Origin of the sequence: Pseudomonas sp. K2I15 (assembly GCF_002204795.1) — a bacterium.
Taxonomy (GTDB): Bacteria; Pseudomonadota; Gammaproteobacteria; order Pseudomonadales; family Pseudomonadaceae; genus Aquipseudomonas.
The window spans coordinates 38,046-51,845 of record NZ_NIXO01000009.1; the positions used below are offsets into that span (position 1 = coordinate 38,046).

At 61.4% G+C, this 13,800-nt stretch carries 11 protein-coding genes; 2 read left to right on the forward strand and 9 right to left on the reverse strand.

Annotated features, from left to right (window positions below; genetic code table 11):
- The first annotated feature begins 31 nt into the window (after nucleotides 1-31).
- Nucleotides 32-1,363: a cell envelope integrity protein CreD gene (gene creD / locus CEC48_RS08380; RefSeq protein WP_088423314.1), complete on the forward strand. Its 1,332-nt coding sequence runs from the start codon at nucleotides 32-34 to the stop codon at nucleotides 1,361-1,363.
- A gap of 254 nt (nucleotides 1,364-1,617) precedes the next feature.
- Here creD and CEC48_RS08385 read toward each other — a convergent pair whose 3' ends face one another.
- The 8 genes from CEC48_RS08385 to CEC48_RS08420 form a co-directional block, all read right to left on the reverse strand.
- The gene (locus tag CEC48_RS08385) at nucleotides 1,618-2,247 is read right to left on the reverse strand and encodes a glutathione S-transferase (RefSeq protein WP_088423315.1); all 630 of its coding nucleotides are present in this window, start codon (nucleotides 2,245-2,247) and stop codon (nucleotides 1,618-1,620) included.
- 106 nt (nucleotides 2,248-2,353) lie between these two features.
- Nucleotides 2,354-2,524 carry a hypothetical protein gene (locus tag CEC48_RS08390; protein WP_088423316.1) on the reverse strand — a complete coding sequence of 57 codons (171 nt, stop codon included), beginning with the start codon at nucleotides 2,522-2,524 and terminating at the stop codon, nucleotides 2,354-2,356.
- On the reverse strand, nucleotides 2,521-3,624 hold the full coding sequence (locus tag CEC48_RS08395) for a PepSY domain-containing protein (protein WP_088423317.1): 1,104 nt from the start codon (nucleotides 3,622-3,624) through the stop codon (nucleotides 2,521-2,523). Before CEC48_RS08395 ends, CEC48_RS08390 begins: the two co-directional genes overlap by 4 nt.
- Nucleotides 3,625-3,685: 61 nt before the next feature.
- The gene (locus tag CEC48_RS08400; protein WP_088423318.1) at nucleotides 3,686-6,115 is read right to left on the reverse strand and encodes a TonB-dependent siderophore receptor; all 2,430 of its coding nucleotides are present in this window, start codon (nucleotides 6,113-6,115) and stop codon (nucleotides 3,686-3,688) included.
- Between the two features lie 86 nt (nucleotides 6,116-6,201).
- Entirely contained in the window at nucleotides 6,202-7,179 is a 978-nt protein-coding gene (locus CEC48_RS08405) for a FecR domain-containing protein (RefSeq protein WP_088423319.1), read from the reverse strand.
- Nucleotides 7,176-7,694 (reverse strand): RNA polymerase sigma factor, encoded by a 519-nt coding sequence (locus tag CEC48_RS08410; protein WP_088423320.1) that lies wholly within the window; start codon nucleotides 7,692-7,694, stop codon nucleotides 7,176-7,178. Before CEC48_RS08410 ends, CEC48_RS08405 begins: the two co-directional genes overlap by 4 nt.
- 261 nt (nucleotides 7,695-7,955) lie before the next feature.
- A complete protein-coding gene (locus CEC48_RS08415; protein ID WP_088423321.1) occupies nucleotides 7,956-8,663 on the reverse strand; it encodes a PolC-type DNA polymerase III in 708 nt (235 codons plus the stop codon).
- Nucleotides 8,660-10,582 (reverse strand): putative nucleotidyltransferase substrate binding domain-containing protein, encoded by a 1,923-nt coding sequence (locus tag CEC48_RS08420; RefSeq protein ID WP_176438690.1) that lies wholly within the window; start codon nucleotides 10,580-10,582, stop codon nucleotides 8,660-8,662. Before CEC48_RS08420 ends, CEC48_RS08415 begins: the two co-directional genes overlap by 4 nt.
- Nucleotides 10,583-10,828: 246 nt before the next feature.
- Here CEC48_RS08420 and CEC48_RS08425 point away from each other — a divergent pair, with 246 nt between their 5' ends.
- Nucleotides 10,829-11,275 (forward strand): response regulator, encoded by a 447-nt coding sequence (locus tag CEC48_RS08425; protein WP_088423323.1) that lies wholly within the window; start codon nucleotides 10,829-10,831, stop codon nucleotides 11,273-11,275.
- 146 nt (nucleotides 11,276-11,421) lie between these two features.
- On the opposite strand, the gene CEC48_RS08430 is transcribed toward CEC48_RS08425, so the two are convergent.
- A complete protein-coding gene (locus tag CEC48_RS08430; RefSeq protein ID WP_088423324.1) occupies nucleotides 11,422-13,599 on the reverse strand; it encodes a malate synthase G in 2,178 nt (725 codons plus the stop codon).
- Between the last annotated feature and the right edge of the window lie 201 nt (nucleotides 13,600-13,800).

Sequence of the window (13,800 nt, forward strand, 5' to 3'; positions counted from 1 at the left end):
GACTCTCCCCCATCAAAACAGGGAGAGCTTCATGAACCGCAATCTGCTTTTCAAACTGGGCGCCATCGCGCTGCTGATCGTGCTGTTGTTGATTCCGTTGCTGATGATCCACGGAGTGATTACCGACCGTCAGCAGCTGCGCGACGACGTCTTGCAGGATATCGCCCGCAGTTCCAGCTACAGCCAGCGCCTCAGTGGCCCGGTGCTGGTGGTGCCTTATCGCAAGACCGTCCGGGAGTGGAAGCTCAATGAAAAGCTTAACAAACGCTACGAAGAAACCCGCGAGGTGCGCGGTCGTCTGTATTTCCTGCCGGAGCAATTTGCCCTCGACGGCCAGGTGCAAACCGAAGTGCGTTCCCGGGGCATTTACCAGGCGCGGCTGTTCCATGCCGACAGCCGTATCAGCGGGCGGTTTGTGTTGCCGGAGCAATTGGGTATCAAGGAGAACTTTGCCGATTACCGCTTTGACCCGGCGTATCTGGCGGTGGGTATCAGTGACATTCGCGGCATCGAAAATGGGTTGAAGCTGGAGCTGGGCAGCCAGCAACTGGAGTTTTCGCCGGGCACTCAAGTGGCGTGGCTGGGGGAAGGCGTACACGTGATGCTGCCCGAGCAGGACAATAAGAAGCCGGCGCCGCTGGACTTCGCTTTTGACCTGCGCTTGCAAGGCACCGAGCAGCTGCAAGTGGTGCCGGTGGGTAAGACCAGCCAGGTCAAGCTGGCGTCCAATTGGCCGCACCCGAGCTTTATCGGCAACTTCCTGCCGGCCCAGCGTGAGGTCACCGCCCAAGGCTTTACCGCCAACTGGCAGACCACGTTCTTCTCCACCAACCTGGAAGAAACCCTGCGCGGCTGCTCGTGGGACCAGGTGTGTGACGACTTCAACGGTCGCAGCTTTGGTGTGAGCTTTATCGACCCGGTGGACCAGTACCTCAAGAGCGATCGGGCGATCAAATATGCGCTGCTGTTTATCGCCCTGACGTTTGCCGGTTTCTTCCTGTTCGAGGTGCTCAAGAGCCTGGCGGTGCACCCGATCCAGTACGCGTTGGTGGGAGTTGCCCTGGCGTTTTTCTACCTGCTGCTGTTGTCGTTGTCGGAGCACATCGGGTTTGGCCCGGCGTACCTGATATCGGCGGCTGCCTGTGTGTTGCTGATTGGGTTTTACGTTTGCCATGTGCTGCGCAGTGTCGTCCATGGCCTGGGGTTTTCGGCGGGGTTGGCGGCGTTGTATGGCTTGTTGTACGGGCTGTTGAGTGCCGAGGATTACGCGTTGTTGATGGGCTCGCTGTTGCTGTTCGGGTTGCTGGGCACGGTGATGGTGCTGACCCGCAAGCTGGATTGGTATGGGGTGGGCAAGCGATGAGCCGGTCGTTGGGGTTGCGGGAGGATCAGCAGGCGCGGACAAAGTTGGTGATGCAGATCAACTCACTATTTCCAGTGCCGGGCGCTATCAATGTGGCGAGGGGGCTTGTCCCCCGTTGGGCCGCGCAGCGGCCCCAGTGCAGTCACAGCGTATCTTCAGACAAACCGGGTTAGCAGGTTTAGGGGCTGCTTCGCCGCCCAACGGGGGACAAGCCCCCTCACCACAAGAGCCTTTGTGCAACCATTGAATCGTGGTCAGACAGGTGGCTGGGTCTGGAGCATCGAAGGCCGCTGACTCACCTCGGCATACCACGCCGCGAGCTTCGGATGGCTCGACCGCCACTGCATGTCCGGGTGGCGGAAGTCCAGGTAAGCCAGCGCGCACGCCACGCTGATCGCCGCCACATCAAACGGCCCGGTCAGCTCAGCGATGGCGTCCTGTTCCAGCATGTCGAGGGCGCGGCGGATCTTGTCGCGCTGCCCTTCCAGCCACAGGTCCCAATGTTTTTCCTCGGGGCGCATGGCGGTTTCATAACGCACCAGCACGGCGGCATCCATGATCCCGTCTGCGGTCGAGGCCAGGGTCAGGCGCCGCCAGCGGGCCGGGCCGTCACGAGGGATCAGCGGTGTGCCGCAATGTTGGTAGTCGAGGTAATCGAGGATCACCCGGCTGTCATGCAGCGTATTACCATCGGCCAGGCGCAGGGCGGGGATTTTGCCCAGCGGGTTGTCCCGGATCACATCGGCATCCGGCTTCACCGGCGTCGGCACGCAGGCCTGCAAGGTCACCCGGTCCAGTTGGCCGGTCTCGTGCAACAGCACCCGTACCTTGCGAACAAACGGCGAGGCAGGGTTGTGGAACAACGTCATGCTGGGGGCGGACATGGGCATTCCTCTGTAGGAGCGAGCTTGCTCGCGAAAGGCGTCAACGATAACGCAGCGCGTCTGGTTTAACGCGGTGTTCTGAGGTTTTTCGCGAGCAAGCACGCTCCTACAAAAGTGCCCATACTCCTATTGCCGCCGGAATGCCCAGCCCGACCCAGCTCAACGAATCCCACAGCCCGTCCCCCAGCAGCGCCGCAAACAACCCGGCAGCACTCAGCAGCCCGATGGCCAGCGGAATGCCAAACACCTTCCAGAAACTCGACTGGCGCGGCTTCATGGCTTGGCCGCCTTGCGCCGCACCCGCCACAGGTACACGCCACTGCCCAGGACGATAATGGTCAGCACGTCCAGCACCGCCCAGAGGATCTTCATCGGCATGCCGCCGTAGTCACCAAAGTGCAGCGGCTGGGACATGCCCATCGCGTCCATGTACCACGGCCGCTCAGCGATGGCGGTGACGTGCAGGTTGCTCGCGTCGATCAACACCGGCGTCAGCAGGTGCGAGGTCAGGTGGGTGCTGCCTTTCATGAACACTGCGTAGTGATGCTCGCTGGAAAAGCGCGTGCCGGGGAACGCAATAAAGTCCGGCTCCATGCCCGGCGCGGCCTTGGCGGCAATCGTCAGCAGGTCGGTGGCGGGCGCGCGCAAGGTCAGCGGCGGGGCGTCTTTGTAGGGTTCGATCATGGCGCTGAGGCTGTCGGTGCGCCAGGCGGCGATGATCAGGTCGGCGCAGGCGCTGATTACGCCGGTCACGCCCACCACCAAGGCCCACGTCAGGGTGACCACGCCGATCAGGTTGTGCAGGTCGAGCCAGCGCAGGCGCGTGGATTTGTCCTGACGCACGGTGGCGAACTTGAGCCGGCGCATGAACGGTAAATACAGCACCGTGCCGGAGATGATCGCCAACACAAACAGAATGCCCATGAACGCCAGGAGCAACTTGCCCGGCAGCCCGGCGAACATGTCGACGTGCAGGCGCAGCAGGAACAGTGTCAGCCCGCCGTTGGCCGAAGGGGTTTCCACGGCTTCGCCGGTGCGGGCGTCGAGCATGAAGGTGTGGGAGGCATTGGGTTCGGTACCGGCGGTGGCGGCCATGATCGCGATCACGCCGTTCTTGTCGTCCTCGTCCCAGGCCAGGTATTGCATGGCTTCGCCGGGGCGATGGGCCTGGGCTTTGGCCACCAGTTGTTCGAGGTTCAGCTGTGGGGTGTCCGCCGGCATGTGTGCCAGTTCGGGTTCGTTGCCCAGCAGGTGGTCGATCTCGTGGTGGAAGATCAACGGCAGGCCGGTGAGGGCGAGCAGCAGCAGGAACACGGTGCAGACGAGGCTGGTCCAGGTGTGGATGAAGGACCAGCGGCGGATGGTTTTGCTTTTCATTTTCTAGCCTTCAGACACACCGAAGCCGCCCACGGGGCGGCCTGGTTGTTAACTCAGCCGATTACCACTGGTAGGTGGCGCTGGCGACGACGCTGCGTTGGTCGCCGTAGTAGCAGTAGGAACCGTCACAGGTGGAAATGTAGTCCTTGTCGAACAGGTTGGTGGCATTCAGTTTCAGCGACGCACCTTTGAGGCTGTTGTCCAGGCGGCCGAGGTCGTAATGCACGGAGGCATCGAACACGGTGTAGGCGTTGGCCTTGCCCAGCCAGGTGTTGCCCTGGTCGCCATAGGTGTTGCCGGTGTAGCGGGCGCCCGCACCAATGCCGAAACCGTCGAGCACGCCGGCGTGCCAGGTGTAGTCGGTCCACAGGGACGCTTGCTGGTTGGGCATCAGTTGCAGGCGGTTGCCTTTGTATTGGCCTTTTTGCACTTCGGACTTGGCCAGGGTGTAAGCGGCGATGACCTTGAGGTTCTCGGTCACGTCAGACACGGCTTCCAGTTCCAGGCCCTTGACCTTCACTTCGCCGGTCTGGTCGGTGATCGACTGGCCACCGGCGCCGAAGCTGGTGACCAGCACGTTCTTTTGCGTCAGGTCGTAGACCGCAGCACTCAGCAGGGTGTTTGAGCCGGGCGGCTGGTACTTGACCCCCAGTTCCCATTGCTTGCCTTCGGTAGGTTTGTACGACTCGGTCGGCGAGACGCTCGCGTTACTCGCTGGCTGGAACGATTCGGCGTAGGAGAGGTACGGCACGAAGCCCGAATCGAACACATAGCTCAGCGCGGCGTTGCCGCTGAAATTTTTGCTGCGGTCGGTATTGGTCGCATCGTTTTTGTTGAAGTACGTGGTGCCTTGGTGCACCCAGTCTTCACGGCCACCCAGGGTCAGGCGCCACTTGTCCAGGGCCATCTGGTCCTGGGCGTAGAGGCCGGTCTGGATGGTTTTCTGGTTGTAGTCGTAATAAGCCGTGGAGCGCGCCGGGCGCACAATCGGCTGGGTATTGACCGGGTTGTAGATGTTGACCGTTCCGGCGTCACCGAAGATCGATAGGTACGAAGTGTCGGTACGCTGGTGATCCAGGCCGAGCAGCACAGTGTGGGTAATGTCGCCGGTGGCGAAGTCAGCCTGGAAATTGTTGTCGACGGCGAACTGGCCAATGTTTTCGTCCACGTTGGTTGACGAGCGGCTGGTGTTGCCCTCGGCATCAATGGTCGAGTAGCCGTAGGAACCCACGGTCAGTTGCTGAAAGGCCAACTCTGACTTGGTGTAACGCAGGTTCTGCTTGAACTGCCAGGTATCGTTGAAGCGATGCTCAAAGGCATAGCCCAGTGCGTAGTAAGTGCGGTCGTAGTACTCGTAGTCCGGATCACCCAGGTTCTTGTGATGAGACACCTCGCCCAGCGGCGATTTGATCTTGGTGCCTACGATCGGCAGGAACTGACTGGTGGTGCCGGTATCGTCACGAGTGAACTGCGACAGAAAAGTCAGCTTGGTGTCGGTGTCGATGTTCCAGGTCAGGCTGGGCGCGATGTTGTAGCGCTTGTTGTCGATGTGATCGACCTGGGTGCCTGCATCGCGCACCACGCCGCTGAGGCCATACAGAAATTTGCCCTCATCATCGATCTTGCCGGTGCTGGCGAAGTTGATCTGGCGATAGTTGTCGCTGCCGTATTGCACCTGGATCGCATTGCTCGATTCAGCGCTGGGGCGTCGGCTGACCATATCCAGCAGGCCGCCGGGTGGCGTCTGGCCGTACACCGATGAGGCCGGGCCACGCAGCAGTGCGAGGCGGTCGAGGTTCCAGGTTTCTGCTTTCGGGTTGGCGTACACACCGCGTGGCAGCGGCAGGCCGTCGAGGAATTGGGTGGGTTCGAAGCCACGCACACGCATCCAGTCGTAGCGGGTGTCACTGCCGTAGCTGGCGGACACAATGCCGGGCATGTATTTGACGGCGTCATCAAGGTTCTGGACGTTGCGGTCCTGCATCTGCTGGCGCGTGGCGACGGAAATCGAACGCGGCGCTTCGACCAATGCGGTGTCGGTCTTGGTGCCGGCGGCGGTGCGACTCGCCAGGTAACCCTCCACCGGCCCCCATGCACTTTCCGCATCGGCTTGCCCAGTAATGCTGGTCTGCGGCAACGCCACAACCCCATCCGGAATCGCTACCAGGCTGAACGTGCCCGCGCTGCTTTGCTCCAGCTGCAAACCCGTCCCACGCAACGCTTCACGCAATGCGCCCTGTGCGTCGAACTGCCCTTTAACCGGCGCGGAAGTCTTGCCCGACGCCAACCCCGGATTGAGCGTCAGCGCCAATCCCGCCTGGCTGGCGATCTGGTTCAGGGTGGTGGCGAGTGGCGCGGCCGGCAGGTTGTAGGCGCGCACGCTGGACGCCTGTTCGGCGGCGATCAGCGTGGTGCTGGCCAGCGGGGCGCTGAGGGCAATGGCCACGGCTAACAGGCTGGGGCGCAACAAGGTGTCTAGCGTGCGGGACATACGGCGGCTCCTGAATGGAAATATTTCTCAATTGCCTATGTGCCGTGCGAGATTCAAGAAGTGATAGGGCTGAATGAAAATAATTTCTATTGGGTTGCAGGCTTACTGGAAACCGTCACCCACCACGGCGTGTGCTGCTCGATTTGCACCGGCAGCGTTGGCAGCAACGCGTTCAGCGCCAGGTTGGTGTCGTGCAGCGGGAAGCTGCCGGTGATCCGCAGGTCGGCCACCTGTTTATCCACGCCCAGGTAGCCGGTGCGGTAGCGGCTGAGTTCCTCAACCACATCGCCGAGGCGCGCGTTGTCCACCACCAGCATGCCGCGCGTCCAGGCGTCAGTGCCGGGGCTCACGGCCAGCATCGGGCCGAGGCCGTCGCGGCGCATCAGCACTTGCTGGCCTTCCTTGAAGACCTGCTCCTGCTGCAGCGCCTCAGGCTGCGCGCCGACGGCGGACTGCAATACGCTGAGGCGCGTGCCGTCCTCCTCGCGCTTGACGATAAACCGCGTGCCCAGGGCGCGCAGGCTGCCTTCGCGGGTTTCGACAAAAAACGGACGGGCGTCGTTGTGGCCGGTTTCGATGAGGATCTCGCCTTCCTGCAACACGATCAGCCGGCGTTTTTCATCGAAGCGCACGTCGATGGCGCTGTGGGTGTTGAGGTTGATCACCGTACCGTCCGCCAGCTTCAGCGTGCGCTGTTCGCCGGTGGCGGTGCGTTGGTCGGCCAGCCAATAGTTGAGCGGCATGTAGCGCTGGCCGGCGAACAACACCAGGCCGCACACCAGCACCACACTGGCCAGGCCGCTGCCGAGCTTGCGCACGCGGCGGCGAATGCCTTCGCGCGACTGCAACAAGGCCGCACGGGCCGGGCCCGAGGCCACGCTGAAACGCTGATCGAGCGTGCCGAGTTGGCGCCAGGCGCGGGCGTGTTCTTCATTGCTGGCCAGCCACTTGGCGAACTCTTCCCGCTCCACGGCGCCGCCGTCGCCCGAGTCGAGAGACAGTTGCCAGGCAATCGCCGCGTCGAGTACCCGCGCCGACACCGGCTTGGAACTGACCTGGCTCACAGCGGCTCGCCATACAGGGCGATGTAGCACTGGCGAATGCCCTGGGCCAGGTATTGCCGCACACGGGGCACGGAAACCCCCAGGCGCTGGGCGATTTCGGCGTGGCCCATGCCATCGAGGCGGTTATAGAGGAAGGCGGCGCGGGCTTTGCTCGAGAGTTTGCCCAGCAGACGGTCGATGGCCTTGAGGTCTTCGAGGATCAGTTGCTGTTCTTCCGGGGACGGGTGTTCGCATTCCGGGATCAGCATCAACTCGGTGAGGTAAGCCTGTTCCAGCGCCGCGCGGCGGAAGTAGTCGAACAACAGGCCCTTGGCGATCGCCACCAGAAACGCCCGTGGTTCGCGGGGTTCGCGCAGTTCTTCACGGCCCAGCAGGCGCATGAACGTGTCCTGGCTCAGGTCTTCAGCACGGCTGGGGCAAGCCACGTTGCGTCGCAGCCACGCCAACAGCCAGCTGCGATGGTCGCGGTATAACGCGCCAACAAGCTCACTGTGGGGACTTTGGACTGACGACAAGGCGACACCGATCGGAAAGTTTAAACTAACGAGAATTATTCGCGATTGTGGCAGAGGTGTAAGGCGGGTGCAATTGGCGTTGGTCGGGTGGCGGCGTAATGATATCTATCATGATGATGCAGCTTACTGTGGCGAGGGAGCTTGCTCCCGCTCGGCTGCGCAGCAGTCGTAATCCAGGCAGTGCATTTATTCAGTTGGAAATTGGTTGGCTGGTTTTGGGGGCGCTTCGCACCCCAGCGGGAGCAAGCTCCCTCGCCACAATTAGAATGAGGGGGCTTGCTTGCGACGTTTCCACTGGCCCAGGCGATCTTGCAAAGCCTTGGGACTATCAATCTGCTGCTGCCGGGCCCGGCTGAACAGAATCAACATCAACTCCGCCGTCGCCAACGCATCCGCACTGGCATGGTGACGCTCACCCACCTGCAGCTTGAAATGCCCGATCCAGTCATCCAGCCCTGCTTCGCGAATGTTCGCGTCGGGGCACAGCAGCGGGGCGATGTCGGCCACGTCCACAAAGGTGTGGTTCAGGCGATAGCCCAGGCTGTCCTTGAGCGCCCGGCACAGCATGTGTTGGTCAAAGGGCGCATGAAACGCCAGCAACGGGCTGTCGCCAACAAACTCCATAAAGTCCATCAACGCTTCAGCCGGATCACTGCCCGCTGCAATGGCGCTGGGCCCCAGGCCGTGGATCAGCACGCTGGGGCTGAGCTTGGTCTCGGCCCGTTGCAGGGTGCGTTCGAACAGTTGGGAGAAATCCACCGCGCCGTCTTCGATCACCACCGCGCCTATCGACAACACCTGGTCGCGATTGAGGTTCAGGCCGCTGGTTTCCAGGTCCACCACCACCCAGCGCTGGTCCCGCAGCGAACCGTCCCCCAGCTCCCGAGGCTCGGGCAATTGCTCGACTCGCCGCTGTTGCGCCGCATCCAGGCCGGGTTTGGGTTTACGCAGCCAACCAAACAAGCTCACAGCTGATACCGCAAGGTCAGGCTGCTTTGCAGGCGTTGGGCCTGGCGCAGGGATTCACGCAGAATGCGCCGGTCGAGGTGGTTGAGGCTGTCGGGGTCGACGCGGTTGGAGTAGGGCAGGTTCTCGCGGGTTTGAAGTTGGTGCTGCTGCATGCGGGTTTGCTGGATAAAGTGGTAGGCCTCTTCATAGGCCGCACCGTCCAGGCGCTCGATAACTTCCCTGGCCACCAGTTGGCGCAAGCGCTCCTGGGTGTTGATGGCGCTGATGCCATTGGCCAACGCCAGCAGCCGGGCACCGTCGACAAAGGGCGTGAGGCCTTGCACCTTGAGGTCGAGTGTGGCCTTGTCGGCGCCTTTGCGTGTCAGCACAAAATCCCGGAAACGCCCCACCGGCGGGCGCTGGCGCAGCGCGTTCTCGGCCAGCATGCGCTGGAACAAGCGGTTGTCCGCCACCTGGTCGAGAATGCCCTGGCGCAATTGCTCGCACCCTTGCTCGTCACCCCAGACCACTCGCAGATCAAAATAGATGCTCGAACCCAGCAGGTTCGCAGGCGTCGCCTCACGGATAAACCCGGCAAACCGCCGCGCCCATTCCGCCCGGGACAGGCACAGCTCAGGGTTGCCGGCCATGATGTTGCCTTTGCACAGGGTAAAACCGCACAGCGCCAGGCTCTGATTGATCTGTTGTGCCAGCGGCAGCAAGCGAGCACGAATCTCGTCGGCTTCAGCGGCATCCCTGGCTTCGAACAGAATGCCGTTGTCCTGGTCGGTATACAGCGTCTGCTCGCGGCGGCCCTCGCTGCCGAAACACAGCCAACTGAACGGCACGCCAGGGTCGCCCTTGTCGGCCAGGGTCAGCTCGATAACGCGGCACACGGTGTGGTCGTTGAGCAAGGTGATGATGTGGGTGATCTGGGTGGACGACGCGCCATGGGCCAGCATGCGCTCCACCAACTGGCCGATTTCGCCCCGGATCGCCACCAGGTTGTCCACCCGCGGCGCATTGCGAATGGTGCGGGCCAGGTGCACCAGGTCCACCCGTTGCAGGGAAAACAGATCGCGCTCAGACACCACGCCGCACAGGCGCTGATCCTTGACCAGGCACACGTGGGCAATATGCCGTTCGGTCATCGCAATCGCGGCGTCGAAGGCGCTGTGGTCCGGCGTGAGAAAGAACGGCGCCTGGGTCATATGGCGCTGAATACTCTGGCTGAAATCGCTGGTGCCGTCGGCCACCACCTGGCGCAGGTCGCGCAGGGTGAAAATCCCCAGGGGCGCCTTGTGCTCATCGACGATCACGATGCTGCCCACTTGCTGTTCGTGCATCTGCGTGACGGCTTCGCGCAGCGGCGTCAGCGGGCTGCAGGTCACGGGGTGACGCATGGCCAACTCGCCCAGCCGGGTGTTCAGCGAATATTGCGTGCCGAGGGTTTCCACGGCTTTTTGCTGGACTTGCTGATTCACCTGATCCAACAGGCTGCTCACCCCGCGCAAGGCGAAGTCGCGAAACGCGCTGGAAAGGGCAAACAGCTTGATAAACGCAGGCTTGTTCAGTTGCAGGCAGAAGGTGTCTTCAGCGGCTTTATGTTCGGTGCGGGTCGCCCGTTCACCCAACAACGCAGCCAGCGGGAAACATTCACCGGTGGTGATTTCAAAGGTGGTTTCTGTGGAATCCGGCCGCTCGCCGACCACGCGCCCCTGCTTGACGATGTAAAAGTGTTCCACCGGCCCGCCCGACGGCTTGAGAATGCTCTCGCCGGGGCTGTAGAAGCGCAATTGGCACTGCTCTACCAGAAAAGCCAGGTGGGCGTTTTCCATCTGGTTGAACGGCGGGAAGCGTTGCAGGAATTGCAGGGTGCCGTGGATGTTCTGCAACACAGCGGTTTTTCCCGCTTGTGTGAAAGCATCAGCTTTACTCATACCTATGACCGCAGTTTTTTTGTCGTTATCGTGCCTCATGGTCGACTTCTGCGCTGCGGGTGCCCATTGGACGTAAGTCTAGGTAGCGTTCTGCCTTCCAGTACTAGGGAAAAACCTTACATGAATATCGTCCAAACCCCGTAGAACGCCCACTAGGCAAACTTTCCGACGAAGTGCACATTGTTCGCCCTTCCGGTGATGTCTGACTTCTGTGCTGGGAGATTGATAAGAACTGCCGAGAAACGTATGTCCGACCACGATATTTTGAGTGATGCCGAGCGCGAGGCCCTGAGCGCTGTTATGCAGGAGCCTGATTTACCGCCACAACGGGTTTTGATCGTGGATGACGACAAGGACTCTCGCGAACTGCTGGCAGAAATTCTTGGCCTGGACGGAATCCGCTGCATGACCGCAGACAGTGGTGAGTCGGCGTGGGACTTGTTGAGTTCCAGCAGCTCCATTGGCTTGCTGATCACCGACCTGCGCATGGCGCCGAGCAACGGGCTGCAATTGATTCGCCAGGTGCGCGAATCCACCCGGGCGGCGCTGCCGATCATCATCATGTCGGGGGATGCTGAAGCACCGGATGTGATTGATGCCATGCATTTGAGCGTGGTGGACTTTCTGCTCAAGCCGATTGATAGCGTGAAGCTGGCGAAGATGGTGAAGCGGGAGTTGGGGATGGCGTCGTAGGAGCGAGCTTGCTCGCGAAAATCGTCAACGATAACGCAGGCACTCTGTATGAACGCGGTGGTCTTGGGTTTTTCGCGAGCAAGCTCGCTCCTACAAGAAAAAAGCCCTGATCTTTCGATCAGGGCTTTTTCGTTTCCAGCGCTTACTTACAAGCCATTTTTAGCCTTGAACTCACGACGCCTGCGGTGCAACACCGGCTCGGTATAACCATTCGGCTGCTTGGTCCCTTCAATCACCAACTCCACCGCTGCCTGAAACGCGATGTTGCTGTCGAAATCCGGAGCCAGCGGACGATACAGCGCGTCCCCAGCGTTCTGACGGTCTACCACCGGCGCCATGCGCTTGAGGCTTTCCATCACCTGGGCTTCATTGACGATGCCGTGGCGCAACCAGTTGGCGATGTGTTGGCTGGAGATACGCAGGGTGGCGCGGTCTTCCATCAGGCCGACGTCATTGATGTCCGGCACTTTCGAACAACCTACGCCCTGGTCGATCCAGCGCACCACGTAACCGAGGATGCCCTGGGCGTTGTTGTCCAGGTCGTTGCGGATTTCTTCGTCAGACCAATCGGTATTTTGGGCCAGAGGAATGGTCAGGATGTCGTCCACCGATGCGCGCTCGCGCTTGGCCAGCTCGGCCTGGCGGGCGAATACGTCGACCTTGTGGTAGTGCAGCGCGTGCAGCGCGGCAGCCGTTGGCGACGGAACCCACGCCGTGTTGGCGCCGGCCAGCGGGTGAGCAATCTTCTGCTCAAGCATCGCGGCCATCAGGTCGGGCATGGCCCACATGCCTTTACCGATTTGTGCACGACCTTGCAGGCCAGTGCTCAAGCCGATATCGACGTTCCAGTTTTCGTAGGCGCCGATCCACTTCTCAGCCTTCATCGCCGCCTTGCGCACCATCGCGCCGGCTTCCATGGAGGTGTGGATTTCGTCGCCGGTACGGTCGAGGAAGCCGGTGTTGATAAACACCACGCGCTCGCTGGCAGCCTTGATGCAGGCCTTGAGGTTGACCGTGGTGCGGCGCTCCTCGTCCATGATCCCGACTTTGAGGGTGTTGCGTGGCAGCTTCAGCACGTCTTCGATGCGGCCGAACAGCTCGTTGGTGAACGCTGCTTCTTCCGGGCCGTGCATTTTCGGTTTGACGATGTAGACCGAACCGGTGCGGCTGTTCTTGCGGCTGTTGTTGCCGTTGAGGCTGTGGATCGCCGAGAGGCTGGTGAGCAGGCCGTCGAGAATGCCTTCTGGCACTTCGTTGCCGTCTTTGTCGAGGATCGCGTCGATGGTCATCAAGTGGCCAACGTTACGCACGAACAACAGCGAACGCCCGTGCAGGGTCACTTCTTTACCGTCTGCACCGGTGTAAACGCGGTCGGCGTTCATGGTGCGGGTAAAGGTCTTGCCACCCTTGGCGACTTCTTCCGACAGGTCGCCCTTCATCAGGCCGAGCCAGTTGCGGTAGATCACCACCTTGTCATCGGCATCGACGGCGGCGACGGAGTCTTCGCAGTCCATGATGGTGGTCAGGGCGGCTTCCATCAGCACGTCCTTCACGCCGGCAGCGTCGGTCTGGCCGACCGGGGTGCTGGCGTCGATCTGGATTTCGAAGTGCAGGCCGTTGTGTTTCAGCAGGATCGCGGTCGGCTTGGCGGCGTCGCCGTGGTAGCCGATCAACTGGGCATCGCTGTGCAGGCCGCTGTTGCTGCCGCCCTTGAGGCTGACCACGAGCTTGCCGTCGACGATCTTGTAGCCGGTGGAGTCCACGTGGCTGCCGGCAGCCAGGGGCGCGGCTTCGTCTAGGAAGGCGCGGGCGAAGGCGATGACCTTGTCGCCGCGCACCTTGTTGTAGCCTTTGCCCTTCTCGGCGCCATCGGCTTCGCTGATGGCATCGGTGCCATACAGCGCGTCATACAGGGAGCCCCAGCGCGCATTCGAGGCGTTGAGGGCAAAACGGGCGTTCATCACCGGCACGACCAACTGCGGGCCGGCCATGTGGGCAATTTCTTCGTCGACGTTTTGGGTCGAGGCCTGGAAATCCGCAGCTTCTGGCAGCAGGTATCCAATATCCTGGAGGAAGGCTTTGTAGGCCACCGCGTCGTGGGCCTGGCCGGCGTGTGCCTGGTGCCAGGTGTCGATGCGCGCTTGAAAATCATCGCGTTTGGCGAGTAGGGCTTTGTTCTTCGGCGCCAGGTCGTGGATGACCTTGTCGGCACCGGCCCAGAACTGGTCGGCGGTAATGCCGGTACCAGGAATGGCTTCGTTGTTCACGAAGTCGAACAGGACTTTGGCGACCTGCAGGCCACCGACTTGAACGTGTTCAGTCATTGCTTGCCTCACTCTGCGGAGCTTATGCGCTTTTCAGCTTTTCAATTTACCAATGAAGCCTCTGGCCATGTAAACCGTGAGCACGCCGCACCAGTACATGCCGTTGAAGGCGGCTGGGCGGGCTGCATCGCGGTGCGTGGTTGCCTTGGCAGACATCGACCTAACGTTATGTAGTGCGCGATTGGGCATACTACATGATGA